Origin of the sequence: Alteromonas sp. K632G, from assembly GCF_017653625.1 — a bacterium.
Classification (GTDB): domain Bacteria; phylum Pseudomonadota; class Gammaproteobacteria; order Enterobacterales; family Alteromonadaceae; genus Alteromonas; species Alteromonas naphthalenivorans.
The window spans coordinates 212,566-237,798 of record NZ_JAGGDM010000003.1 but is presented as its reverse complement, the minus strand read 5'-3'; the positions used below and the strand labels follow the sequence as shown (position 1 = coordinate 237,798).

At 44.5% G+C, this 25,233-nt stretch carries 20 protein-coding genes and 1 pseudogene; 12 read left to right on the top strand and 9 right to left on the bottom strand.

Translation table 11 applies throughout. From position 1 onward, the window contains the following. Window positions 1–26: 26 nt before the first annotated feature. Entirely contained in the window at window positions 27–1,394 is a 1,368-nt protein-coding gene (gene hemN, locus J5X92_RS05200) for an oxygen-independent coproporphyrinogen III oxidase (RefSeq protein ID WP_126872753.1), read from the bottom strand. A gap of 329 nt (window positions 1,395–1,723) precedes the next feature. On the opposite strand from hemN, the gene J5X92_RS05195 reads away from it, so the two are divergent. The 3 genes from J5X92_RS05195 (at window position 1,724) to J5X92_RS05185 (ending at window position 4,209) form a co-directional block, all read left to right on the top strand. After that, window positions 1,724–2,446: an SGNH/GDSL hydrolase family protein gene (locus tag J5X92_RS05195; RefSeq protein WP_244360253.1), complete on the top strand. Its 723-nt coding sequence runs from the start codon at window positions 1,724–1,726 to the stop codon at window positions 2,444–2,446. A gap of 87 nt (window positions 2,447–2,533) precedes the next feature. Next, window positions 2,534–3,172, top strand: coding sequence for a DsbA family oxidoreductase (locus J5X92_RS05190; protein WP_126872754.1), 639 nt, complete (start codon window positions 2,534–2,536; stop codon window positions 3,170–3,172). Further along, the gene (locus J5X92_RS05185) at window positions 3,169–4,209 is read left to right on the top strand and encodes an XdhC/CoxI family protein (RefSeq protein WP_208804890.1); all 1,041 of its coding nucleotides are present in this window, start codon (window positions 3,169–3,171) and stop codon (window positions 4,207–4,209) included. Before J5X92_RS05190 ends, J5X92_RS05185 begins: the two co-directional genes overlap by 4 nt. 213 nt (window positions 4,210–4,422) lie before the next feature. Here the strand turns inward: J5X92_RS05185 and J5X92_RS05180 are convergent, their stop codons facing one another. Next, on the bottom strand, window positions 4,423–6,963 hold the full coding sequence (locus J5X92_RS05180; protein ID WP_208804888.1) for a TonB-dependent receptor: 2,541 nt from the start codon (window positions 6,961–6,963) through the stop codon (window positions 4,423–4,425). A 316-nt stretch (window positions 6,964–7,279) separates the two neighbouring features. On the opposite strand from J5X92_RS05180, the gene J5X92_RS05175 reads away from it, so the two are divergent. Genes J5X92_RS05175 through J5X92_RS05160 form a run of 4 tightly spaced genes read left to right on the top strand, consistent with a single transcriptional unit; the run spans window position 7,280 to window position 11,281 of the window. Beyond that, a complete protein-coding gene (locus J5X92_RS05175; protein ID WP_208804886.1) occupies window positions 7,280–7,954 on the top strand; it encodes a histidine phosphatase family protein in 675 nt (224 codons plus the stop codon). Window positions 7,955–7,982: 28 nt separating this feature from the next. Continuing rightward, window positions 7,983–9,197, top strand: coding sequence for an acyl-CoA dehydrogenase family protein (locus tag J5X92_RS05170; RefSeq protein ID WP_208804884.1), 1,215 nt, complete (start codon window positions 7,983–7,985; stop codon window positions 9,195–9,197). A 30-nt stretch (window positions 9,198–9,227) separates the two neighbouring features. Next, window positions 9,228–10,247 carry a phosphotransferase family protein gene (locus J5X92_RS05165; RefSeq protein WP_232363224.1) on the top strand — a complete coding sequence of 340 codons (1,020 nt, stop codon included), beginning with the start codon at window positions 9,228–9,230 and terminating at the stop codon, window positions 10,245–10,247. 59 nt (window positions 10,248–10,306) lie between these two features. Then, entirely contained in the window at window positions 10,307–11,281 is a 975-nt protein-coding gene (locus J5X92_RS05160; RefSeq protein WP_208804882.1) for an NADPH:quinone oxidoreductase family protein, read from the top strand. 136 nt (window positions 11,282–11,417) lie between these two features. On the opposite strand, the gene J5X92_RS05155 is transcribed toward J5X92_RS05160, so the two are convergent. The 4 genes from J5X92_RS05155 to J5X92_RS05140 all read right to left on the bottom strand — a co-directional run bounded on the left by J5X92_RS05155 (window position 11,418) and on the right by J5X92_RS05140 (window position 14,244). Beyond that, window positions 11,418–11,765, bottom strand: a complete 348-nt coding sequence (locus J5X92_RS05155; protein ID WP_208804880.1) for a lactoylglutathione lyase — start codon at window positions 11,763–11,765, stop codon at window positions 11,418–11,420. 272 nt (window positions 11,766–12,037) lie between these two features. Then, a complete protein-coding gene (locus J5X92_RS05150) occupies window positions 12,038–12,343 on the bottom strand; it encodes a hypothetical protein (RefSeq protein ID WP_208804878.1) in 306 nt (101 codons plus the stop codon). Between the two features lie 211 nt (window positions 12,344–12,554). After that, the gene (locus J5X92_RS05145) at window positions 12,555–13,319 is read right to left on the bottom strand and encodes a glucose 1-dehydrogenase (protein ID WP_208804876.1); all 765 of its coding nucleotides are present in this window, start codon (window positions 13,317–13,319) and stop codon (window positions 12,555–12,557) included. 10 nt (window positions 13,320–13,329) lie between these two features. After that, window positions 13,330–14,244, bottom strand: a complete 915-nt coding sequence (locus J5X92_RS05140) for a haloalkane dehalogenase (protein ID WP_159529837.1) — start codon at window positions 14,242–14,244, stop codon at window positions 13,330–13,332. A gap of 245 nt (window positions 14,245–14,489) precedes the next feature. Between J5X92_RS05140 and J5X92_RS05135 the strand changes: the two genes are divergently transcribed. The 4 genes from J5X92_RS05135 to J5X92_RS05120 all read left to right on the top strand — a co-directional run bounded on the left by J5X92_RS05135 (window position 14,490) and on the right by J5X92_RS05120 (window position 20,639). Next, window positions 14,490–16,610, top strand: coding sequence for a 3-hydroxyacyl-CoA dehydrogenase NAD-binding domain-containing protein (locus J5X92_RS05135; RefSeq protein WP_208804874.1), 2,121 nt, complete (start codon window positions 14,490–14,492; stop codon window positions 16,608–16,610). Window positions 16,611–16,620: 10 nt separating this feature from the next. Next, on the top strand, window positions 16,621–17,802 hold the full coding sequence (locus J5X92_RS05130; RefSeq protein WP_208804872.1) for an acetyl-CoA C-acyltransferase: 1,182 nt from the start codon (window positions 16,621–16,623) through the stop codon (window positions 17,800–17,802). Between the two features lie 9 nt (window positions 17,803–17,811). Next, window positions 17,812–19,611 carry an acyl-CoA dehydrogenase C-terminal domain-containing protein gene (locus J5X92_RS05125; RefSeq protein WP_208804870.1) on the top strand — a complete coding sequence of 600 codons (1,800 nt, stop codon included), beginning with the start codon at window positions 17,812–17,814 and terminating at the stop codon, window positions 19,609–19,611. 71 nt (window positions 19,612–19,682) lie between these two features. Beyond that, window positions 19,683–20,639, top strand: a complete 957-nt coding sequence (locus J5X92_RS05120; protein WP_208804869.1) for an alpha/beta hydrolase — start codon at window positions 19,683–19,685, stop codon at window positions 20,637–20,639. Window positions 20,640–20,770: 131 nt separating this feature from the next. On the opposite strand, the gene J5X92_RS05115 is transcribed toward J5X92_RS05120, so the two are convergent. From J5X92_RS05115 to J5X92_RS05105, 3 genes are all read right to left on the bottom strand, one after another. After that, window positions 20,771–21,166, bottom strand: a complete 396-nt coding sequence (locus J5X92_RS05115) for a DUF3718 domain-containing protein (protein WP_013783794.1) — start codon at window positions 21,164–21,166, stop codon at window positions 20,771–20,773. A 479-nt stretch (window positions 21,167–21,645) separates the two neighbouring features. Next, the gene (locus J5X92_RS05110; RefSeq protein WP_208804867.1) at window positions 21,646–22,602 is read right to left on the bottom strand and encodes a sugar-binding transcriptional regulator; all 957 of its coding nucleotides are present in this window, start codon (window positions 22,600–22,602) and stop codon (window positions 21,646–21,648) included. A gap of 14 nt (window positions 22,603–22,616) precedes the next feature. Further along, entirely contained in the window at window positions 22,617–23,273 is a 657-nt protein-coding gene (locus J5X92_RS05105; RefSeq protein WP_013783796.1) for an HAD family hydrolase, read from the bottom strand. Between the two features lie 705 nt (window positions 23,274–23,978). On the opposite strand from J5X92_RS05105, the pseudogene J5X92_RS05100 reads away from it, so the two are divergent. Next, window positions 23,979–25,226, top strand: a pseudogene (locus J5X92_RS05100) (hypothetical protein); the annotation flags it as partial. Window positions 25,227–25,233: the final 7 nt, after the last annotated feature.

Below are 25,233 nucleotides of genomic sequence, written 5' to 3'. Positions count from 1 at the left end.
AATTCCCAGCCTTATATTCCCATTGTCTAAATTGCCGCTGAATAGCGAGAGATATGATGATCTTTATTTAGGTAAGCATCGAACCTTGCACATATTGCTCTTATATAAATGCGAGACTTATCGGGCACATTAATATATCGGTCACTAAGCTCAATAATACCGTCGGTCACTAAGGATTTAAGGCTCGTTAATTCAATACAGAAATAGCCATTGAATTTTATGCCATATTTATCTTCAATGTCTTTTTTGTCTAAATACAAATTGCACATTAAAGACATAATCACGTCTCGGCGGATGCGATCGTCTAGGCTTAACGCAATGCCGTTAGCGGTTAGCGGAATGTCGTTGTCCAACCGGTTGTAATAGTCTTTGAGTTGCTTAGGATTCTGGCCATATGCATTGCCAATTGTACTAATGGCAGATACGCCCAAACCAAGTAAATCACTGTTTTTATGCGTGGTGTAGCCTTGAAAATTTCGGTGTAATACATGGTTATGCTTAGCCATGGCTAGGGTATCGCTGGGCTTCGCAAAGTGATCTAAACCAATCATTTCAAAGCCTGTTTTAGAAAAACTTTCTACTGCCATTTGGTGCATTGCCGCTTTTTCATCCGGGGTGGGTAGAGTATCTAGCGGTATTTTGCGTTGGGCGGCAAATCTGTCGGGTAAGTGGGCATAACTAAAAAGAGAGATTCTGTCCGGTGACATGGCTTTTACTGCTACTACCGTGGTGCGAAACTTCTCCATAGTTTGTTTGGGCAAACCATAAATTATGTCTAGATTAACCGAGGTATACCCTATGTTTTTTGCATCAAACACTAAACTGGCAATGTGCGCCGTACTTTGAACCCGATTGATAGACTGCTGAACATCTACATTTATATCTTGTACACCAAAGCTAACGCGGGTGTAACCTAACTCATTTAAATCTTCTAGGTATTCACAGGTCACATTTCTAGGATCTAACTCAATCGAAAACTCTGCTTCGCTTGAAATAAGAAAGTGTTTCTTAATCAAATACATTAAATAAGTATGTTGTATTGCTGAAAGAAAACTGGGAGATCCTCCACCTAAATGAAGCGCGACTACTTTTTTATCTTTATAAAGCGATTTTTTCGCTACCATCTCTTTTTCAATATAGCTAAGGTAATGGTCGGCTTTTTCGTTGTGGCGAGTTACTATTTTATTGCAGCCACAGTAATAGCAAAGCTGTTCGCAGAAAGGGATGTGAATATATAAGCTTATGGTATCGGCGCCGCAGTTTTCAGACGCGCTCTCTAATAACCCGTCGTTCACCGACTCGAATTTAAGCGCAGTAGGGTAAGAAGTGTAACGTGGCGCCTGTTGTGCATATTTTGTAATTGTACTTGTGGCGCGATCAATTGGCGAATTCATAGTTATTTTCTGCTTAGTTTGCTAGTAAAGTAGCGAAAGACACTTATACAGAGGGTCTTTCTTTCGTGGTAAACCCATTTCATCATTGATAATAATGCAAACTAGTAAGGTGTTTATTGATCTCGTTCAAGGTTTTGCTCTTAAACATACTCATTATAGTCACTTTTCCAATTTTACTAGTACAAGGCCTGCTAGTAAGGAAAAAAACGCTCAAATTACCGGAACCTACCGGTAAAAGAGTGGGTTGTTGCCAGTGCGCTAGCAATGTCCCCAACAAGGTGCATCTTAAAGGCGATGCACATAGCGGCGTTCCGGTAAGCTGTCAGAAAATGAAGGCTCCCTTGGCGTTGCTTATTGCAGGAGATTCCGCTGCCGCTGGCGTGGGAGTATCTACTCAAGAACAAGCACTGTCTGGCTGGTTAATTAACAGTTTGTCGGAAAACTTTTGCGTTAATTGGGAGTTAAAGGCCAAGACAGGGGTTAACAGTACGGATTTGTTATCCATGTTGCAGCGGGCTAAACCCAACCTTGATCCTACGTATTATGCTAATTCAACGTCCCTATCAACAATCACTTCTACCCATAGTTTCGACACGCCTCTTCAATGCAGATCGTTCGACGTGGCGGTTATTTCAATAGGGGTAAATGATGTAACAGGTTTTACGTCCTGGCGCCGGTGGCGTAGTAATGTCACGCAAATAATCGAAATACTAAAAGCGCGATACCAGTGCAGGTTGGTGGTATTTACCGCACTGCCTCCTATGCACGAATTTCCCGCGCTACCCCAACCGTTACGTTGGGTGTTAGGGCAAAGAGCGAAGTACCTCAATACCGCCTTGCTTAAGCTGGTGAACAAATATCATGAGGTTAACGTACTCACACTAACCTTAAACCCAATAGGTAATGATCAATCAGACAACACGCTCAAATACATGGCTGAAGATGGCTTTCATCCGCAAGTTGCAGGCTATCAATTGTGGTCTAACGCTGTTGTGAAGTTAGTGAACGAAGAACTTGATGAATTGGTCGGTAAAAATAGCAATGTTGGTTGAAGCTGAAAGGATCACCCCTACAATACATTATTCATTTAGTAGGTGTTTAAAAACCAACAATATTTATGGCTTCGCGCTGGAGGTGCAATGAAAAAAGTAACGATAGATATGGTGTCAGACGTAGTTTGCCCTTGGTGCATTATTGGTTACGAACGTCTACAAAAAGCCATCGCGCAATTAGACGATATAGAAGTAACTATTCAATTTCACCCGTTTGAACTTAACCCGAACATGCCGCAAGAAGGGCAAGATGTTCGTGAACATATAATGGAAAAATACGGGCTTACACCAGCACAAAGTGATCAAAACCGAAAACAACTTATTGATGCAGGTGCATCGGTTGGTTTTAAGTTTGATTACTTCGACGGCATGCGTATGGCGAATACCTTCAATGCACACCAAGTACTGCACTATGCAGGGGAAAACGGTAAGCAAGAAGCGCTAAAATTACGCTTATTTGCCGCCTATTTCAGTGAAAGAAGAAACGTGAATGATATAGACGTGTTAGTCAACGAAGCGGTGTCTGTGGGGCTAAACGAGCAAGAGGTAAGTGAACTTCTTGCCAATCAAACTTATGCAGATGTGGTTCGAGAGCACGAGAACTTATGGTTGCAACGTGGTATTCAAAGTGTACCTACTTTTGTGATTGGCAATAGCGGTGTCGCAGGCGCACAAGACCCAGACACTTTAGCGCAATTTATTGTTCAGGCATCTACTGAGCAATGAGTAATCAGCTAATATACCTTTTAGCCCAGTGGCATCCGATAAAGGATGCCCACCAGTGGGTGCTGGGGCTTATATATAAGACGGAAGGCTCTTGTTACAGGAAAGCGGGGGCTGTCATGTTGTTCAGCAATGCTGGGCATCAACTAGGTGTGTTAAGTGGTGGCTGCCTTGAATCAGACATTAACAAACAAGCCCAGCGGGTAATGCAAGATGGTAAGCATCGTACAGCAGTTTATGATGATAACGATGAAGAAGACATTGCCTTTAAACTAGGTGTAGGCTGCGGCGGGGTTGTACATTTAGCGCTGTTACCTGTAACTAGTGATAATCACTATTTACAGTTACATACTGTGTATTCATATTTGGTGAGCGGGCAACCTTGTTTATGGAAGCAAGAAGTTAATGGCGAACTTTCCTCCTCTGTTAGCGTTTGCGACAACCAGCAAGCGAGTAACAGCGAACAGGCTGACAACACCACTCGTGTGAAGCCTGAAGCTAAAAAAACGGCCGCTTTACTTGATACCCAAAACGGTAAGTGCTTTCTAACAGTACCTTGTGAACCGCCTCCACACCTACTTATCGTTGGCGGTGGATACGATGCCACTTTTGTGGTGAAGATGGCAGTGCAGCAAGGGTGGTCGGTGAGCGTATGGGATCCTAGGCCAGCACAGGCAAGGGTAGAGCACTTCGGTGATGCTAACTTTATTGTCGAGTCGACAGAAGCCGAAGCACTGAATTTGCATGTGGCAGAACACAATATCGATGCAGCGGTGTTGATGTCTCATCACCGACAAATAGACAGTAATGCCTTAGCAATGTTATCTCGGTACCCGCTGAAGTACGTGGCCATGTTAGGACCTATTCACCGTAAAGATGAAATGTTCGCGTTAGCTGGGATTAAAGAAAGTGATTTTCAAGGCTTCTTCGCCAGCCCTGCGGGGTTTGATATCGGCGGCGACTTGCCAGAAAGTATCGCGTTGTCGATTATTGCTCAGTGCCATGCAGTACTGGCAAACAAATTACCGACATTAAAGTAGTTATGTGCAATACGCAGTTTATATACACCGCTCCTTAACAGTCTTATACATGGCCTCATAAAAAGCCCTGTGCAAGCCCCATAAAAGCCGCCTTAACTGCGTCCATAACTGCCACGAAGTAGACACGAAGTAGATAAATAGCCCCAAAATAGATGAATAAATGGGGCTTTTTATTTAAGGTTACATCGCTTTTGTTTTAAAAAAACGCAATAGTTAAAAACGCTTTCTTACCGATACACCATAGGATCGAGGTGCGCCTGCGTAGGCCATAATTTTTCCTTCTTGCACTGGCACATCGAAACCGCTTCTGGCGATATACTCTTGATCTAAAAGGTTTCTAGCCCATACAATAAGTTCGCTGTCCCATTCATCAAGATGAAGTGCAAGTCGTGCATTAATAATCTCGTATGAACCAGACTGTTTATAGGGGTCGTTGGAATCATCCAAATATACATCCCCTGTATACTGATAATCTGCGCTTATTGTGGCGTCGTAACTTGCCACTAAAAAATGATGGTTTAGCATAACCGAAAAGCTGTTTTGAGGCTCAAAGCCCACCCTGTCACCGTCTCGTGCACAATACGGGTCGGTAGGTGACGCTCGGCCCGGATCGTCAATGCCCGTATGCCATGAATAGGCTACCCAACATGTGCCTTGTTTGAAGGTATCAAAATTGGCTAACGTTCGTGAAGCATTGATCTGAAGCTCGGTGTTTGCACTCATTAACCAAGTGGTTTCAAGCTCCAACCCTTTCACATGAATGTCGCCTGCGTTTTGCAAGTTAAATCCCGTACCCGTGAAAGTAGTGGCTTGAAAGTCTTTAATGGTTGAATAATGCGCCGCTACATTTACCCGCACACCATAGTTAGGCCAATCCTGTTTTAATCCTATTTCTGCACTACGCGCTTTTTCGGCTTCAAAAGTGGCATCTAACGATGGTGAAATACGATCGGTATTAGTACCGCCTGCCTTATAGCCTGTGGCCAAACTGGTATACATTAGTTGGTTTTTACCGGCCTGATAGGCAAGCTTTAACGTGCCCGTTAACTGGCTATCATCTATTGCTTCGTTTAGGTCAGGTCGGGGGAGCACTGCGGATGAACCTAAGAAAAAATACCCCCATCCAGCTTGCTGAAAAGGCGCTAGGGCACTTAGTGAAGTTGGACTAATTGCAGTACCTGTACTTAGCGCTACGCCTATTTCATTTAACGCTGTTATCGCGGCACCTATGTTAGGTCTATTGTCGGGTAAGCCATCAATATCTGGGCCTTGTTCAGTGTACCGACCTTCTATCGACTTCTTTTCGTCGGTAAAACGCAGGCCGGTGGTCAACGTAAGCGTATCTGTAAGTAGCCAGTCAGTTTGGGCAAAAAGGGCAATACTGTCTTGTTCTTGATTTGCCGTGTGCTCAAATACGGTATTGCTGGGTGCTGCCACCCCAGAAGGGGCAATTAGCCCGCCTGTGGACGCACTGAGTCCATCAATCGCATTTGCTAAAGGAAGTAATTCAGCCCCTGCAATGCTAAAAAAGCTATCGAAAGCCGACTGTGTCGTGGTGTTAAAGGTTAGATCTAAATTTTGACTAAAGTAATAGGCTCCCACAAGGCCACGAATTTTATCGCTTTTATAATGCAGTCTTAATTCTTGAGAGAAAGACTGTTGTTTTGCGTCGTTAGTGGCAGTTAACAGATCCGCATCTGAAAAATCAGTATCTACAATGTCTATGCTGTCAAAGGCGCGATAAGCCGTAATACCTACCAAAGACCATTGCTCATTAAGGGCTACCTCAATTTGCCCCGAAACGCCTTTATCTTCCATTTTTGAAATAGGGGGTTGGGACAACGACGTGGTGAAATCGAAGAAATCGTCATTACTGTAAATGGTGGCGTTAAAGGTGGGCTGAGATAACAACGCATCGGTGCCAAACTTACCAGGAATGTCATTTGCCTGAAAATTATTTTGCCAAGTAAGTGCACCGCAACAACGCTCATTTAATTCACCGTAATCGGCGATAATGCGAACGCTCACGCTTTTTGTTGGCGTATAAAGCCACTGAGCCTTTATGGCTGAGCGGTTTTTGTTATTTAAACTTTGCCCAGAAGTGGCATCGGTAATATAGCCATCACCATCGGTTTTAAAGCCTGAAATACGCATGGCTAATATATCATCAACCAACGAGAACGAAGCACCAGCGCTTACCCTTAATAATGAATCATTACCCGCCAATACTTCTACAAATCCGTCAGTATCAGTATGACTTGGCGCCACAGAGGTAAGCGTCATTGCACCTGCTGCAGTATTTTTACCAAATAGGGTGCCTTGGGGGCCGCGCAGTACTTCGATAGCAGCAATATCAACTAAATCGTTGATAAGGGCATTTTGCCGTGAACGATAAACCCCGTCCACATATAAGCCCACAGAAGATTCGAAGCCGAAATTTTGTGATGATGTGCCAATACCGCGGATGGAAAACCCTGAATTAGTCACGCTTTGATTTTGAAACGCACCAAATGCAGGCACATAGTTTTGCAAATCAAAGACGTCTTTCACCACGGTTTCAATTAAATCGTCGCCGGAAAGGGCGGTCACGGCAACAGGGACTTCCTGTAAATTTTGTGACGTTTTTTGTGCCTGAACGGTGATATGCTCTAAGGCGCTATCTTGGCTGTAAGCAAGTGAAGGTGTGCAACTCGCCGCAATACCTAATGAGACACCTAGTGCGACGAGAGTGTGCTTGGGCAGCAATTTTTTCATTTTTTATTTTACCTGACATCTAACCCATTTCAAACGAATAGCGTCGTTTGACTACAGCTAGAACCTTAGCAGTAATTTTACGCTTTGCATCATTGTGCAAAAAATAACGTAACAACTTAGTGTTGCAGTAATTTTAAGCCGCTGCAACGATGGTAGAAATAAACCCAAAACCAACAGCTTCAACGTCATTGGGGCGTGTGCAGTCGCCTTTACTCCCCATAGCCTAACATGATGTATTCCCATTCAAAATATCAATTAAACTTATGGTGCTACTTTTCTTACCATGGTTAACATAATGATAACATCAGAGAGTAGTATGACTGACATCTATCTAGTACGCCACGGACAAGCATCTTTTGGCGCAGCAAACTACGACAAGCTCAGCGATTTAGGCGCGCAGCAGTCACAGTGGCTCGGGCACTATTTCAAGCAGCGTGATATTACTTTCGATAGCGTTTTTATGGGTGACATGGTGCGCCACAGAGAAACCGCCGAAGGTATTGCCAAAGGAATAGGTTCTTTACCTGAAGCGAACATCAACAGCGAACTGAACGAATTTAATTTTCAGGCTGTGGCAACAGCGTTTTTAACCCGATATCCAGATCAAAAAGTGCCAGAAGGTGCGTCTCGGGCAGAATATTACCGGTTGCTTAAAAAAGCCATGCTGGCATGGGCAGCTGATGAACTCGACCATAACTTATTGGATGAGAGTTGGGCAGGCTTCGAAGATAGGGTTGCTACTATGCTGGGCGCGCTTCAAACCACAGAAGCTAAGCGAGTCTTAGTAGTGAGTTCAGGTGGTGCAATTGCCATGATGTTAAAACACATACTCGGATACGACGCTTCAACGGTTATTAACATGAACTTGCAGATCAGAAATGCGAGTTTTTCTCAGTGCTTCGCGAATACTCGTGGCGTGCATTTGAACAATTTCAACAGCGTACCACATTTAGATGTTGTGGATAGATTGCACGCTGTGACATACAGCTAACCAGCGCTATTAGCGGATAAGGACAGTTATGAACTTTGAATATAATGAAAGAACACAAACGCTTTTAAAGCAATTAAGAGCCTTCATGCAAGAAGAAGTGTATCCAATTGAAAAGGAATATGTTCACGCGGTAGAAAATGGTGAAAATCGTTGGCAAACCCCCGATATGATGCAAACCCTCAAGCAACGCGCTAAAGACGCGGGCCTGTGGAACCTTTTCCTACCTGAGGAATACAAGCCTTATGGCGCTGGATTATCAAATGCTGAATATGCCCCTTTGTGTGAAGAGATGGGACGGGTGCTGTTTAGCTCAGAAATTTTCAATTGCAGCGCGCCTGATACAGGCAACATGGAAGTATTGGCGAAATACGGAAATGAAGAGCAGAAAAAGCAATGGTTAGAGCCACTGCTTAATGGCGAAATTCGTTCTGCCTTTGCCATGACCGAGCCAGCAGTTGCTTCAAGTGATGCGACTAACATTGAAACCTCAATTACCCGAGATGGCGATGAATACGTCATCAACGGGCGCAAATGGTACACCAGTGGTGCTATGAACGAAAATTGCAAAATCATGGTGGTCATGGGTAAAACCGATTTTGAAGCTGCTCGTCATCAGCAACAGTCACAAATTTTAGTGCCAATGGATACGAAAGGGGTCACCATTGTGCGCCCAATGGCCGCAATGGGTTATTTTGATGAACCTGTAGGGCATGCTGAAGTTTTGTTCGATAACGTACGTGTTTCAGTAAGTAACTTATTACTCGGTGAAGGTCGCGGTTTTGAAATAGCGCAAGGTCGCTTAGGCCCTGGCCGTATTCATCATTGCATGCGTTTAATTGGCTGTGCCCAGCGCGCCTTAGATTTAGCCTGCGAGCGAGTAGAACAGCGAGTAGCGTTTGGTAAGCCACTTAGCAAACAGCAGTCTGTGCGAGAAAGTATTGCACAAATGCATTGTGATATTGAGCAAGCGCGCTTACTAACGCTGAAGGCTGCCGATAAAATGGACAGATACGGCAATAAGGTCTCTCGAGATATTATTGCTGCTATTAAAATTGTTGCACCCAAAATGGCCTGTAAGGTTATTGACGAAGCTATTCAAATGCATGGCGCTGCCGGTACAAGTCAAGACTACGCCTTGTCAGCCATGTACGCGTATGCCAGAACCATTCGTCTAGCCGATGGGCCTGACCAAGTGCATATGATGCAACTAGGTCGCAATCTGATTGCCGAAAAGAACGCTTAAGGAGTATCTGTGGCTACGCACACGCTAGATATAGAAACGCTAAATCACTACCTAAATAAGGCGTGCCCAGAAATAGGCACGGTGTTGTCGGCAGAGAAATTCTCAGGTGGGCAATCTAACCCTACGTTTAAACTAAATGCTGATTCTGGCGTTTACGTGCTGCGTCGCCAACCGCCGGGGAAACTGCTTAAGTCTGCCCATGCAGTTGACCGCGAGTATCGCGTTATCAATGCGCTAAGTAATACAGAAGTACCTGTGCCTAAGGTTTATCACTTGTGTGAAGATGCCGACATCATTGGCAGTATGTTTTACATTATGGCCTACGTTGAAGGCACCATTTATTGGAACAGCGCTTTACCGGAAGTAGAGAGCCCGAAAACTCGGGGCGCTATGTACGATGAAATGAACCGCGTGCTGGCAGTGATGCACAGTGTTGATATTGAAGCCGCTGGGTTAACAAGTTACGGCAAGCCAGGAAGTTACTTTTCTCGCCAGTTAAGCCGGTGGACTCAGCAATACCGTGCTTCTGAGCTTGAGCATGTTGAAGATATTGAGCAGCTTATTACTTATTTAGAAGAAAATTTGCCTGAAGATGATGGGCAAATAGCCTTGGTTCATGGCGATTTTAGGTTAGATAATATGATGTTTGATATGTCTAATCTTGATGCACCTAAAGTCATTGCGGTGCTTGATTGGGAGCTGTCTACCTTAGGGCACCCGTATGCCGATTTGGCCTATCAATGCATGCAGCTGCGTTTACCGAGTGACATTGCCCACGCTTCCGGTTTGGGTGGATTAGACCGAGACGCGTTAGGAATTCCTAGTGAAGAAGAATATGTAGATGCATATTGCAAGCGACGGGGTATCGACAAAATAGACAACTGGACGTTTTACCTCGCGTTTAGTTTTTTCCGTTTAGCAGCCATCCTGCAAGGGGTAGTAAAGCGTGCACATGATGGAAACGCATCAAGCGACAAGGCAATGCAGTTAGGTGCTATGGTGCGCCCTCTGGCACAAATTGCGAATAAAACGATTCATCAAAACAGCTAAACCACCGCGCTCATTAATAAGCGAGCGGTAGGCAAAGAAACGAATTATTAGGAGTGGCTATGAAAGCGATTGTATGTGAAGCATTCGGACCAATAGACGATTTAAAATGCAAAGAAATTGATGACCCAGTAGTTAAGCCTGGTCACGTAGTCGTTAACGTAGAAGCGGCTGGTGTAAATTTCCCTGATGGGCTACTTGTACAAGGTTTATATCAAATGAAACCGCCATGCCCCTTTGTGCCAGGAAATGAAGTGGCTGGTGTGGTAGCCGAAGTGGGTGAAGGCGTAAAGCATATTAGTGTAGGCCAGCGCGTTATTGCATTATCTAATCTAGGTGGCTTTGCCGAAAAAGTACTGGTACCTGCTACGCATGTTATGCCACTACCGGATCCTATCGATGTGAAAGAAGGTGCAGCATTAGTGACTGCCCATGCTACTGCCCATCATGCACTAAAACAGCGTGCTAAAATTCAACCGGGTGAAACGCTTGTGGTCACGGGGGCGGCTGGTGGTACTGGCTTAGCGGCAGTGCAAATTGGTAAAGAAATGGGGGCAAGGGTTATAGCCGTTTGTTCTACCGAAGAAAAGCTTGCATTAGCCAAAGAGCATGGCGCAGATATACTTATTAATTACAAAGAAAAGAATTTAAAAGATGCTATTAAAGAAGCCACCGACGGCAAAGGCGCCGATGTGGTTTACGAATGCGTTGGTGGCGACACATTCCACGCTTGTAGCCGCAGTATGGCGTGGGAAGGGCGATTGCTTGTAGTTGGCTTTGCAGGCGGTGAAATTCCTCAATTTCCTGTGAACTTATCGTTAGTAAAAGGCTACGCGGTAGTAGGCGTATTTTGGGGTTCGTTTACGCAGCACGATCCAAAAGGGTTTGCTGCTAACATGCAAGAGCTTTTAACCTGGTATGTGCAAGGTAAAGTGAAAGTAGTGGTAGATGAGGCCTTACCTATGGAGCGTGCCACTGAAGCCATGGCTAAAGTGATGAACCGTGAAGTAAAAGGTAAAATGGTTATTACGCCGTAGCTTTTAAAAGAGCATCTTAAAATAAGCTCTTAAATTAACCTCTTCAGAGAACAGCCCAAAAGGCACAATAGTTAAAGCGTAAAAGCATGGCTAACCAAAGGTGATTATTCCACTAGGTGCCATGCTTTTTTATTGCCTAAGTTTTTCTAAGCTCAGTAATATGTAATAGTTCGCCGCTTGGCCCCCATAGATAAAATACCTTCCCCCACGTTTCTATAGAAACATCCGAAATCTTAAGCTTATCGGTAGCTTTTTTACATAATGAATGTGCTGTTTCAATATCCAGTACACAAACCTGCAGCATAAAGTTTTTCGCCAAATCTTCACTGTAGAAGTTCTGTAAAAAAAATTGGCAATCGCCATTTTCAAATAAGGTTAACGCATCGGAAACAAATTCACCTTTAAAGCCGATTAGTCTGTAAAACCTTTTCGATACTTCGTAATCTTTACTGGGAATAAATACTTTAATGTGGTCAACGTCCATGCGTTTCTCCAACCAATGTCTAACTGACTTTTAGCCGTATTGTGGCATACTTATGACGTTGATCATAGGCGGCCAAATGTAGATGAATACAGATAAGTGTAGATAAGAAACGGCGTTTATATCAGCAATGTATTTAGCTATTGCCTATAAGAAGCAGATGCTAATAGGCTTGAATAATCTGGGGGCAAAAGCAGGTTGGTCAAGTTAGAAGCAGAGCGGCGATTGCTTACCGGCATGCTAATAATTATGGGCTTACGAGCATTAACTGGCAATTACTGGGCTACAACTATGCCTTGTGGTAACGCAGTATGTAGCAGGCGCGTAGCGTTAGAAGCAGAAGGCTTTTGTGTTGAAACAGAAATCAAACGTTTAAGCACAAAAGAAGAAGACTGGCTTCGTACTTTTTTAACCGTCACTGGCGAATTCTGCGTAGGGTTTACATGCTGAAAATCAGATGTTTGAACTGAAGAAGACGTTGCGAATTGCGTTGATAGTTCGTTAGCGAAACCGTTCGAAGATAGGCCCAAACCAACAACAACGCTGCTTACAGTAATGAAGTGTCTTAGTGTCATTTTCATAAGTGCTCTCAGTGTATAGTCTCTAAACGTATACTGTGGTTGGGAAAAAAGTCAGAAGCGACCAATAAGTCGCTTCGTCCGAAGGTTTTGTTTGTTCCCCTTCATTACAACTAAAGTCGCACTAAAACAAAACATCACTCTTCATACTTAGGTATGAGACCTAATACTTTTGGATGCCCCCCCAAACCATCAACAGGCATCTACCAAGTGCTTACCATGCTGTTACCCCGCCATCTACCGCAATAGTTTGTCCATTCATATAGCTGTTACCGGGGGACAACATGAGGATCATGGCATTCACAATTTCTTGAGGCTCGCCTAACCGTTTCATTGGGCTTCCCATACCTAGTTGGGCTTGCGCCTCTTTGGTGTTGTAACCATCCACATTTAAAATATTGGTAGGGCTATAAAAAGGGCACACTGCATTTACCCGTACATTCTTACGTCCATATTCAACAGCAGCAGTTCGAGTCACGCCAGCAACCGCATGTTTGGCAGCAGCATAAGCGCCACCTTTTGGAGCCCCGCCTAATCCAGCAAGGGAACTAACGTTTAATATATGTCCTTGCTTCTGCGATAACATTTGTGGAAGTTGGTACTTCATGCCAAACATCACGCCTTTTACGTTTACAGCAAACTGAAGGTCTATTATCTCTTCGGTCATTTCATGCATGGGGGCAGGTACATGAGCGATACCCGCATTGTTGATGGCGATATCTAGGCGACCAAACTTCTCTTTTGCCAACGCCACCAAGGCTTTGTTTAATTCTTCACTGGCAATATCGCCTGCTTTCGTTACCACATCAGTATAGCTCGCCACGTCTGATCGACATGACGCCAAGTTTTCTTCATTAATATCCGATAACACCAGTTTGGCACCTCGGCTACCTAGGCCTTCTGCTAATAGGCGGCCGAAACCGCTGCCCGCGCCAGTGATCAATATCACTTTATCGCTAAAATCTAATAATGAATCCATAGTGGTTTCCTTAAGCTTGTCCAGTTGAATTAATAAAAGTGATAAGAAGATCGGCCAATTCCGGGCCTTTATCTTCTTGCACGAAGTGTCCGCCTTTCACTACTGTGGTGTGCGGCACGCCGCGACAGCCAGGTATGAATGACTGCATTAGCTTGTCACCGCCAGCGGTAACTGGGTCGCTGTCACTGAATGCGGTCATAAATGGTGTATTAAATTGTTTTAACCTTACCCATGCTTCACGGTTTGCTTGAGTTTGTGGATCGTCGGGTGTGGCGGGCACTAATAACGGAAATTGTCTGGCCCCTTCTTTATATTCTTCAGAAGGAAAAGGGGCGTCGTAAGCATCCAAAGTTTCTTGAGAAAGCATAGATACAGTTCCCCCCTTAACCACACCTGATACGGGAAATACAGGAACATCTTGCGAGAAGCGACGCCAGTTCAAAAATGCCTCGGGGGGCTTGTGCTCACCGGTAGGTAAAAACGTATTAGATGCCATGACGCCAGCAAAGCGGTCGGGCATGTCGGCTACCAGTCTTAAGCCTAGCAATCCGCCCCAGTCTTGGCAGAAGAGGGTTACTTTTCCTTCAACGGTTTGATTAAACCAGTCTTTAAGCCAAATAAGGTGGCGGGCATAGGTGTAATCTTCTCGCCTAGTGGGTTTATCTGAACGGCCAAAGCCGATGAGATCAGGTACTAGCACATTAAAGCCTGCATCGGCTAGTATCGGAATCATGGTGCGATACAGGTAAGCCCAAGAAGGCTCGCCGTGCAGAAGAAGAATAGTGTGGCCATCTTTGGGTCCGCACTGATAGTAGGCCATGACTATTTCGCCGCTTACGGTATCGGTAACGTGTACGTACCTCGGCTCATAGGGAAAGTCGGTAATAGAAGAGAATGCACTTTCAGGGGTTTTTAAAACTTGCATACTTGCCCACCTCAAATGTGAATCAGATGTAACTAATTAGTGTGTTCATTAACAAAAGCACTAGCGAGGTAATCTGTCAATTCTTCCTTATACCCCATCGAATATGCGCTTAAGGGCAGTTGGGCACAAATAAAGGGGTTGCTGTCCATATTAAATATTGTGATGAATGTCTATAACACCAATAAACTTGGATGATTGACAACACTGCAATAACATCCGGTTAACGTGAATAACAGGATACCGTTATGACAGAGATGGAAAACAAGGCAGTGGACTACAAAGTCCAACAGGGCATAGCAACTATTACTATGCAAAGCGCGCCAGTAAACGCACTTTCTCGCGCAGTACGAGTTGGGCTAATAGATGGCATCGAAAGCGCATTAAGCGACGACAGTGTTAGTGCTATTGTAATCACTTCTTCTCTCGCCTTATTTTCAGGTGGCGCTGATATTAGTGAATTCTCCGGTGGCGATTTATCGCCAAATCTTCCTGAAGTCCTCGATAAAATTGAAAATGCTACCAAGCCCGTGGTGGCAGTATTGCCAGGGCCTGCGTTTGGGGGCGGATTAGAAGTCGCGCTAGCGTGTCATCACAGAATTACCTTTGCTGGAAACCAAGTGGGCCTTCCAGAAGTCAACTTAGGTATATTGCCAGGCGCGGGTGGAACGCAGCGTTTACCGCGTTTAGCCGATCCTGCTACCGCGCTAACTATGATTGTTACAGGTAAGCCTACTTCGGTAGTGAAGCTTCCAGGTGTATTCGACAAAATTTCAGACAAGCCTGAGCATTTGCTTGAAGACACCAAGCAGTACCTTGGTTCATTGAATACTGAGAGTGGTATTAAACGCACCTGTGACATTACCCTGACTATGTCTGAAGAAGTGCAGGGCGTATTTGATGCCGTTACCGCACAAACGAAAAAAGCAGCACGCGGATTTTTTGCCCCCTTAAAATGCATTGAAGCGGTAAAAGGCGCATATACATTAGCCTTTGAAGATGGCCTTAAGCACGAAGGTAAATTGTTCATGGAATGCATGAACACCCCACAAGCCCGTGCACAACAGCATTTCTTCTTTGCCGAGCGAGCAGCGGGTCACGTGAGTGATTTCGACAAGAGCACGCCAGAGCGCAGTATTGAAAAAGTCGCGGTTATTGGTGCTGGCACCATGGGTGGCGGTATCGCCATGAACTTTGCGAACGCGGGTATTCCAGTCACTATGCTAGAGCTTAAGCAAGAAGCGCTAGATAAAGGCTTGGCGCTTATTCGTAAAAATTATGAAAACTCAGCCAAAAAAGGCAAGTTAACCCAAGAGCAAGTGGAAACACGTATGGCGCTGTTAAGCGGCACCACAACGTATGACGACCTAGCTGATGTAGATCTTGTTATTGAAGCTGTATTTGAAAAAATGGAAGTGAAGAAAACCGTTTTCACTACCTTAGATAAAGTCTGTAAGCCAGGGGCTATTTTAGCGTCTAACACGTCTACCCTTGATGTGAATGAAATTGCCGCGTGTACCTCACGTCCACAAGATGTTATCGGTCTTCACTTCTTCTCGCCAGCTAACGTTATGAAGTTGCTTGAAGTGGTTAAAGCTGAAGATACGTCGGCTGACGTTATCAAAACCTGTATGAAATTAGCCAAGCGCATTAAGAAGGTAGCGGTATTGGTTGGCGTATGTTTCGGTTTTGTTGGCAACCGCATGATTGAACCTTATGGCCGTGAAGCTAACCGTTTATTGCTTGAAGGCGCAAGCCCTGAGCAAGTCGATCGCGTGCTTACACAATTCGGTATGCCTATGGGGCCATTCACTATGGGTGACATGGCAGGATTAGACATTGGTTACTACGTACGCCAGTCTCGCCAAGCCTTTATTTCACATGACCCTACATACGGTGCTGTGGCAGACCGTTTAGTTGAGAAAGATCGTAACGGTCTTAAAACGGGCAGGGGTGCTTATCTTTATGAAGCTGGCAGCCGTGTTCCCATTCCAGACCCTGAAGTACTAGAAATTGCTAAACAAGAAGCTGCTCGCCTAGGGGTTACGCAGCGCGATGACATAAGCGATGAAGAAATTTTGGTGCGTTGTCTATACACCCTAATTAATGAAGGCGCATGTATTCTTGAAGAAGGCATAGCGGCTAAGTCTAGCGATATCGATGTTATCTATGTCTATGGCTATGGCTTCCCAGTTTATCGTGGCGGCCCTATGCAGTATGCAGACGAAGTTGGACTGGGTGAAATCGTCGATAAGCTATCTACCTACGCTGAGAAACTGGGTGACTACGGAAAAATGTGGTTACAACCAAGCGACCTATTAATCAAGCTAGCGCAAGAGCGCAGTAGCTTCGCAAAATTTAAAAACTAAGGAGTACGCTATGCGCGATGCAGTAATAGTAAGTACCGCAAGAACGCCTATTGGCCGTGCCTATAAAGGTGCACTTAACAATTTACCTGCCCCTACATTAGGTGGTCATGCTATTCGTAACGCCGTACAACGTGCCGGTGTCGATCCTGCCAGTATCGACGATGTGATCATGGGCGCTGCCCTAACGCAAGGCAGTGGCGGCATGAACATCGGTCGTCTAGCTGCATTAGCTGGCGATTTGCCAGTTACCGTTGCAGGTATGACGTTAGACAGACAATGTAGCTCTGGTATGTATGCTATTGCTAATGCCGCAAACAGTATTCGCACTGGCGACACCAATATTATGGTTGCTGGCGGTCTAGACTCAATTTCTTTGGTACAAACCAAGGCAATGAACATGTCTCGCGCCGTTGACCCACAACTAGTGGCTAAGCATAAGAATATTTATATGCCTATGCTGCAAACTGCTGAGGTTGTGGCACAGCGTTACGGTATTAGCCGTGATGTGCAAGATGAATACGCTTATCAAAGCCAAATGCGCACAGCGGCGGGTCAAGAAGCAGGTAAGTTTGACGACGAAATTGTGCCAATTACGGCCACTAAAGCCATTTTCAATAAAGAAACCGGCGAGACCAGTGAGCAGGAAGTCACGTTGTCGAAAGACGAAGGTAACCGCCCTGATACACAGCTTGAAGGTTTGCGTTCATTGAACCCTGTGATTGAAGGCGGGTGTATTACTGCGGGTAATGCGAGTCAACTGTCTGATGGTGCAAGTGCTACTGTCATTATGGATGAGCATTCTGCCGCTAAAGGCCAAGCGCAACCATTAGGTATTTACCGTGGTATTGCGGTAGCAGGTTGTGAGCCAGATGAAATGGGTATCGGCCCAGTGTTTGCCATTCCTAAGCTGTTAAAGCAACACGGCTTAACCATGGACGATATTGGTTTGTGGGAATTGAATGAAGCCTTCGCAGTGCAAGTGCTTTATTGCCGCGACAAGCTAGGTATTCCTGATGAATTATTAAACGTAAACGGTGGCGCAATTTCAATTGGTCATCCTTACGGAATGAGTGGCGCACGTATGGTGGGTCATGCATTAATCGAGGGCAAACGACGTGGTGCGAAATACGTTGTTTGTACTATGTGTATTGGCGGCGGTATGGGTGCTGCTGGTTTATTTGAAGTTATATAGGTATTTGGTATGGAAGGTTATAAAGCTCCACAACGCGACGCCATGTTTGTTACACATGAGCTATTAAACTATCAAGAACACTATCAAAAGCTTGGCTTTGATGAAGCATCAGAAGATTTAGTATCAGCTATCTTCTCTGAAGCGGCTAAGTTTTCTGAAAACAGCCTAGCACCCATCAATATGTCGGGTGATGAAGAAGGATGCAAGTGGGTAGATGGTGAAGTCACTACGCCGGCTGGTTTTAAAGAAGCTTATCAGCAATATGTTGAAGGCGGCTGGCCAAGTATGTCTCACCCTGAAGAGTTTGGTGGTCAAGCACTGCCTTATTCACTTTCTTCTATTATTGCTGAATGGTTTTCCGGTGCAAACCACTCGTGGGCTATGTATCCTGGCTTAAGCCAAGGCTGCATGGAAACTATTAAAGCGCACGGCACTGAAACACTTCAAAACCAGTATTTACCGAAGCTGATTAGCGGTGAATGGACAGGTACCATGTGCTTAACAGAAGCGCATTGTGGCTCAGATTTGGGCATGCTTAAATGCCGCGCAGAACCACAAGACGATGGCAGCTACAGTTTGACGGGTACGAAGATTTTCATCTCGGCCGGTGAGCACGATATGTCTGAAAATATCGTTCACATTGTACTTGCTCGTTTGCCTGGCGCGCCAGAAGGGACAAAAGGTATTTCGTTATTTGTTGTACCTAAGTTCAACGTGTCTGATGAAGGCGAAAAGCTAGATCGCAACGGCGTTGCGTGTGGCAGTATTGAACACAAGATGGGTATTAAAGCCAGTGCAACCTGTGTGATCAACTTCGACGGTGCGAAAGGCTTCTTGATTGGCCAACCTAATCGCGGCCTCAACTGCATGTTCACCTTTATGAACACTGCCCGAATCGGTACTGGCCTTGAAGGCTTAGCTGCTTCTGAAGCGTCTTTCCAAGGTGCATTACGTTACGCTAAAGATCGTATTCAGTTTCGTTCTTTAACGGGTCGTAAGAACCAAGATGGCCCTGCAGATCCCATTATTGTACATCCTGATGTTCGTCGTATGCTACTTACGCAAAAAGCGTTTGCAGAAGGTAACCGTGCATTAGCTGCTTACTGCATGCAGTTGGTTGATGTGACCCTTTACGGTGATGATGCACAAGAGAAGACACTGGCAGATACTAAGCTTGCGTTCTTAACACCGATTGTTAAAGCCTTCTTGACAGAAACAGCGCAAGAAAGCACTAGCTACGGTATGCAGGTGTACGGTGGGCATGGTTTCATCAAAGAATGGGGCATGGAGCAGTTAGCACGTGATACCCGTATTTGTACTATGTACGAAGGGACTACAGGTATTCAAGCTATCGATTTATTAGGCCGTAAAGTGATGGGCTCTAATGGCGAATTGCTCAATGTATTTGTGCAAGAAGTGCGTGAATATTGCGAATCGCTTCGCGGTAAAGCGCAGTTCAGTGCATGGACTAATGCATTAACGTCTCATTTAGATGAGTGGCAGCAACTTACCATGGATATTGGTAAAGCAGCAGCGTCTAATCCTGATGAGATTGGTGCCGCGTCGGTGGATTACCTTATGTACTCAGGCTATGTGACAGTCGCTTATTTCTGGCTGAAAATGGCCGTTAAAGCACAAGAGCAACTTGATGCAGGTAGTACTGAGACCGAGTTCTATAAGAGTAAAATCTTAACTACTGGTTTCTATTTCGATCGCTTACTAACGCGTACCCGTTCACTTGTATCAGCAATGCATTCAGGTGCAGACAACCTTATGTCTATGCCAGAAAGCATGTTTGCTATCGAGTAAACACGATATGTAATGAAATGCCGAGCACCTGCTCGGCATTTTTCTTTTTACCGTTTTGCGAAAGGCTAGGTATGCCACTAAACGCAGTAACATCTCACACCATTTCTATTCAACGTCACTCTATTTATTATCTAGAAAGAAAAGGGCAAAGCTCAGATAGCCCGTTACTCATTTTGTTTCATGGATTTCCTGAAAATGCCCATGCTTGGGAAGCGCTCATAGACGCCTTGCCAGCAAATTATCATGTTATTGCGCCTGATTTACCGGGTTACCATCAATCAGAGCCATTAAAAGATAGCAGCGATTACCAAGTTCCTTCGCTGGTTTCTCGTATGGGGGAATTTGTTCAAACGGTAAGCCAAGGTCGAAAAGCGATATTGGTGGGTCATGATTGGGGTGGGGCGATAGCTTGGCCGCTAGCAGCTTTTCAACCTAATTTGTTTACTAAGCTGGTTATTTTAAATGCCGCGCACCCAAGCACTTTCACCCAAGCGCTTAAAACCAGTCGCGCTCAGCGCAAGAAAAGTGAATACATAAAATCGCTAGTGGCAGACGATGCAGAGGCAGTTTTAAAGCAGACCGATTTTGCGTTGCTTAAGGGGATGCTCGGCTCTGCTCTGTTTGACGGAGACATGCCCAAAAACGCGATGTCCAAAAGCGCCATGCCCAAAAATAAAGATCATAAAGCTAGCCCAGATAGCTACGGGCAAAGACTACTTCGTAGTTGGCGCAATACTCCAACATTGTCAGCCATGCTGAACTATTACCGAGAAATGCCACAAATGGCACCCGATGAGCACGCACCTGAAACAGAATTGTCACGCTTACGCGTACCGGTTCTACGCGTCACTTTACCTACATTGGTATTATGGGGGCGTTTAGATGATGCGTTTGATGAAGGTATCTTGAATGGTTTAACAGTGTACGTTCCCGACCTACGAATTGTGTATCACGATACGGCAACACATTGGGTTCACAGAGAGCAAGCGAATTGGGCGGCAAAAGAAATAACTGATTTTGCAACGTAGGATTATTTAAGAAAGTGTGAGAAAAGCGATATGGGAAAAGGGGCGTGGCCCCTCTCGGGGCCACAAGCACGGCATCCTGCCGTTACCATGTTGAACTGCTGTATCTTTACATGGTGCGAAGTATCTTAAAACTAGATACGTTCGTTAAGCTCGCTAGAGATAGGGCTTGATTGAAGACCTTGCTCAGCAATCCACGCTTGAAGTGTTTTACCGTCTGCTTCTGGGTTTTGTAGTTCACGACTTGGCATTTTCTTAACCAAAAGTGTACCTACATCTACCGCGTTGTTTACGATAGCAGTACGGATTAGGCTGTTGCCGTTACACGAAATACCTGAGTAGTAATCATGTAATTTTAATTTGAAATCTGATTGTACACGACGCATCTTTTTACGTAATTCGCCTTTATCGTCTGCTTGAACGATAGTACAGATGTTGGCTAGCGCTTCGTTTACATCGGCTTGTGCTGCGTTAGAGAAAGCTAGAGTAGATGCTGCGATAACTAAAGAAGTTTTAACAATTTTCAACATGGTTAATTTCCTTTCGTATTTAATATTTAATTTAAAGTTTGTCTGTTCGGTTCGGGAATAATTAAAAACCAAATGGGCAGGTCAGAAAACATGCAAGCAAATAACAGGGTATCCCAAAGTATACCTTATACCAAAGTTGTGGGATGGGAGTTGGGTTCTAGCCCTTTATTTACAAGGTGCCAAGCTAAAGTATAAGAAAAATTTGAAATAGTCGAACTACTTCAATTTATCACCAGATAAGCGAAAAAATAAACTTGAAAGGGTAATTCAACGAAAATTTTGTCAGCTCAGAAAGCTCAAAATTACTATTTTTCACGCTTTATTTGAATTTTGTTGGATGACAAGCAACGTTATGGGCAAGTCTACTTTTTAATGAACAAGAGGGGGGGCTATTGAACTGCAGTATTGAATCAAAATAATAAAAGGCGTAGATAAATAACCAATCCGATTACTCATCTACGCGTTACTGAAAAGCCCCGTTAGCTACTGAGTAAGGCTTGGGCAGTGGTTTCATTGGTAATGAGTGAATTGATAAGTTTAGATCGCAACGCGCCTAAAATAGCGTCTTTCTTATTCATACCTGCCGCAATACCCACAACTGGCTTATCAGACGCTAGGGTTAATTTGCTACTGGTTACTCTTCGATTTACTTCGCAATCCACAATAGCGCCTTCACGATTGTAAACCCATCCGATGACCTCTCCAGTGGCCCCCATAGACGACAAGCTTTGCGTTTCGTTATCGTTAATGAAGCCATCAACATGCAGTGGCGATGTGTTGCCTAAATTACCAATGCCTACAAAAGTAATGTCTGCTTGTCGAGCCAGTTTGTGAATTCGCGCAATGTGAGCTTGTTGATGCAGTTGCTCGCGTTCAATTTCAGAACCCGCAATAACAGGCAGTGGCATGGGGTAATGTTGGGCCTTTACTCTATCGGCAATGTGTACTGCAACATCATAGCGGGTGGCTTCACCATTGTTGGCAATATTCCCTACCAAAGACACAATTTTGTGCTGCGGGCAGTTCATTAATGCTAGTTCGTCAGCACACGCGCGTAAAACGCGGCCAGTACCAAATGCAATTGTTTGTGGTGAGTCAGATTTAAGCGAGCGCTCTATGGCACTGGCTCCTGCTTGCCCCAAGCCTAAGGTAGAGTTTTCGTCGCCAACCACAGAGGGCACGACTTCACAAAATTGCAAACCGAAGCGCTGTTGAATAGTTTCAGCTAACTCCATGCAACGGGCAATAGGGTGCTCGAGTCGCACCTTCACGAGCCCTTCAGACATGGCCAGCGCCACTAAGCGCTGGGCACTTTGTCGAGAAGTATTTAAACGTTTCGCAATTTCGTCTTGTGTCTTACCGCCTACATAATAAAGCCAGCCAGCACGAGCGGCTTCGTCGAGACGTTGATTTTCTAGTTGTTGTTTTTTACTCATTTATTCTTGTTCCATCAATCAGATACCAACTTAGGGTAGGCTTGTATAAAGTTATCCCAATGGGAAATGGTTGTCGTGTGGTTTGTTGGCATATCCTTTAAATGACTCCCCCCCGTGTAATGAATAACCTGCATGTTTGCGGCAATACCAGCCTCAATGCCCGCAGGGGAGTCTTCAATAACAATACATTGTTTAGGCGCAACACCCATTTTTTCAGCCGCGTATAAAAAAAGATCGGGGGCTGGCTTCCCATTTTTTACTAAAGAGCGTGTAAATATATTGCCAGTGAAATACTGGCTTAAACCAGTACAAGATAAGGCGTACTCTGTGCGCTCGGGCGAACTGCTAGTAGCAAGACAATAGGGAACCGTTAGCCTAGATAGTAGGCTTTCAATGCCCAGCGTAGGCATCAAATTTTTAGCAAAGCTTCGCTTCAGCAAAATATGAAATTCATCTTTAATTTGAGTGGTGACAGTCAGGCCAAAATCATGATGAATTTGTTGTTCAACATGTTGCATACTTTTGCCAAGAAATTTGCTGATAAAATATTCCGCGTTAATCGACACTCCATAAGTCTCAAGTAAGCGCTGCCAGCTTTGCATCGACAACATTTCACTATCAATTAACACGCCATCACAGTCGAAAATGACAAGGCTGCTTTCAATTGTCATGTAATTCCTTAATGCATTCCAGATACGCATGTACTCCATTAAGAAGCAATTTTACGTACAAGCCCGAGAATAAACCAATTCAAGTTTACCTAATTAAGCTATTTAGCTCTATGAGTAAAATGAAGGGAAAGCCCTTTGGGTTAACACGCTACAACTGGGGGAAAAAACGCCTCTTCAGGCTATTCTTCATCATTTCTCACCATTTTGTCAGTAGAATACTTCCATTGAGGTAAATGACGAAAGAGTATTAAACAGGCTGCCAGGCCGTATCACTTCAAAATACTTATTTTACTTACGCATAACATATCGTGCCCTTACCGAGTTTTTAAGTCAACAAGCCCCCTATAGGCACAGTAATAACAGTTAAATTCAAACAAAAATGAACCTACAAGTAATAACATTTATTGGATACAAATTAACTTGTTAACCGAATTATAACGTTAGGCTTGTTAATTCCGTTTACATTTAAACATCGATATGTAAGTATTGCCCGTGAGAAATAACTCACAGCTGTGGCAAATGCCCATTTGGGTTAACGGTTACTGAGCCAAACCTAAAAATTTCCAATTATGTTTTGGGTGAAGGCGTCGTTTTATGAGTGTTAACGTACTGATAATAATATTCATAACAAGTGTAGTTTTGGTAGCTAGCAGTAAAATGCACTTTGGACATACCAAAGCGGTGAATAAAGTAGCGAGATAGAAAATGAAAACAGATTCAAGCAATGGCGACATTGCACAGATAGGTGACGAGCAACTCCCAGTTGCAAAACACCAATTGAAGGGCTGGAAGCACTTCATGGGACTTTATGCTGGTGAGCACGTTGCAGCCACCGAGTTTGTGTTTGGTGCTACCTTTGTTGCCTTAGGCGCAACCATGACCGACATTCTGTTTGGTTTACTTATCGGTAATATATTAGCGGTACTTAGTTGGACGCTAATCACTACGCCCATCGCCGTAGATACACGCCTAAGTTTATATACTTACTTGCATAAAATTGCGGGTGATTCGATGACCAAGCTCTATAACTGGGCCAACGTCATCATATTTACCGTTATATCTGCCGCAATGATAACCGTATCTGCTACGGCGGTCAGGTTCGCATTGAATATTCCCGCCCAACTTGATTGGTATCCAACGAACCTGGCGTTTGTAGGTGTTGTTGCAGCGGTTGGCGTCATCGTGGTGTTTGTCGCCATGTACGGCTTCAATGCGGTGTCTGATTTTTCTCGTATTTGCGCACCTTGGTTATTCACTATGTTTGTGTGTGGTCCATTAGTGCTAATGCCAGCATTGGCTGATGCAGTAATTGGTCAAACATTCTTAACAAGTTGGGCTGACTTCATGCACATAGGATCTGTGTCGGTATGGACTGGTTTAACCCCCTCTGGTGAACAGGGTATTGGCTTACTCGAAGTTATTGGCTTCTCTTGGGCAGCAAATACAATCACCCATTTTGGTTTGATTGATATGGCTATGCTTCGTTTTGCTAAACGTAAAGTTTACGGCCTTACTACTTCTGCTGGTATGCTTTTCGGTCACTATGTGGCATGGATTTCTGCAGGTATTATGGGGGCAGGTACTGCTATTATCGTCCAAAAATCTATTACAGAATTAGACCCAGGTGATGTCGCCTTCCACGCATTAGGTCTATCAGGGTTGGTCATTGTTATTGTTGCTGGTTGGACAACCGCGAATGCTAACTTGTACCGCGCGGGCTTAGCAGCTCAAGCTATTTTTAAAGATAAATCTCGAATTAAAACCACCGCCACAGTAGGCATGGTTACCGTTGTTATCGCGTGTTTCCCATTCGTATTTACTAAACTGCTTCCCTTATTAACCTATGCTGGATTATTAGTAGTTCCTGTTGGCGGTATTGTATTCGCTGAACACGTCATCTTCCCGCGTATTGGTTACACTCGTTATTGGGCACATTTCCAAAACTTAACCCACTACCGGC

Bases quoted from the DNA above. Each gene is read 5' to 3' on its own strand.
- J5X92_RS05140 (WP_159529837.1), bottom strand. From the start codon at position 14,244: ATGCAAGTTTTAAAAACCCCTGAAAGTGCATTCTCTTCTATTACCGAC.
- J5X92_RS05180 (WP_208804888.1), bottom strand. From the start codon at position 6,963: ATGAAAAAATTGCTGCCCAAGCACACTCTCGTCGCACTAGGTGTCTCA.
- J5X92_RS05110 (WP_208804867.1), bottom strand. From the start codon at position 22,602: ATGAGTAAAAAACAACAACTAGAAAATCAACGTCTCGACGAAGCCGCT.
- J5X92_RS05155 (WP_208804880.1), bottom strand. From the start codon at position 11,765: ATGGACGTTGACCACATTAAAGTATTTATTCCCAGTAAAGATTACGAA.
- J5X92_RS05130 (WP_208804872.1), top strand. From the start codon at position 16,621: ATGCGCGATGCAGTAATAGTAAGTACCGCAAGAACGCCTATTGGCCGT.
- J5X92_RS05175 (WP_208804886.1), top strand. From the start codon at position 7,280: ATGACTGACATCTATCTAGTACGCCACGGACAAGCATCTTTTGGCGCA.
- J5X92_RS05195 (WP_244360253.1), top strand. From the start codon at position 1,724: ATGAAGGCTCCCTTGGCGTTGCTTATTGCAGGAGATTCCGCTGCCGCT.
- J5X92_RS05190 (WP_126872754.1), top strand. From the start codon at position 2,534: ATGAAAAAAGTAACGATAGATATGGTGTCAGACGTAGTTTGCCCTTGG.
- J5X92_RS05160 (WP_208804882.1), top strand. From the start codon at position 10,307: ATGAAAGCGATTGTATGTGAAGCATTCGGACCAATAGACGATTTAAAA.
- J5X92_RS05145 (WP_208804876.1), bottom strand. From the start codon at position 13,319: ATGGATTCATTATTAGATTTTAGCGATAAAGTGATATTGATCACTGGC.
- J5X92_RS05170 (WP_208804884.1), top strand. From the start codon at position 7,983: ATGAACTTTGAATATAATGAAAGAACACAAACGCTTTTAAAGCAATTA.
- J5X92_RS05135 (WP_208804874.1), top strand. From the start codon at position 14,490: ATGACAGAGATGGAAAACAAGGCAGTGGACTACAAAGTCCAACAGGGC.
- J5X92_RS05120 (WP_208804869.1), top strand. From the start codon at position 19,683: ATGCCACTAAACGCAGTAACATCTCACACCATTTCTATTCAACGTCAC.
- J5X92_RS05105 (WP_013783796.1), bottom strand. From the start codon at position 23,273: ATGACAATTGAAAGCAGCCTTGTCATTTTCGACTGTGATGGCGTGTTA.
- hemN (WP_126872753.1), bottom strand. From the start codon at position 1,394: ATGAATTCGCCAATTGATCGCGCCACAAGTACAATTACAAAATATGCA.
- J5X92_RS05125 (WP_208804870.1), top strand. From the start codon at position 17,812: ATGGAAGGTTATAAAGCTCCACAACGCGACGCCATGTTTGTTACACAT.
- J5X92_RS05185 (WP_208804890.1), top strand. From the start codon at position 3,169: ATGAGTAATCAGCTAATATACCTTTTAGCCCAGTGGCATCCGATAAAG.
- J5X92_RS05115 (WP_013783794.1), bottom strand. From the start codon at position 21,166: ATGTTGAAAATTGTTAAAACTTCTTTAGTTATCGCAGCATCTACTCTA.
- J5X92_RS05150 (WP_208804878.1), bottom strand. From the start codon at position 12,343: ATGAAAATGACACTAAGACACTTCATTACTGTAAGCAGCGTTGTTGTT.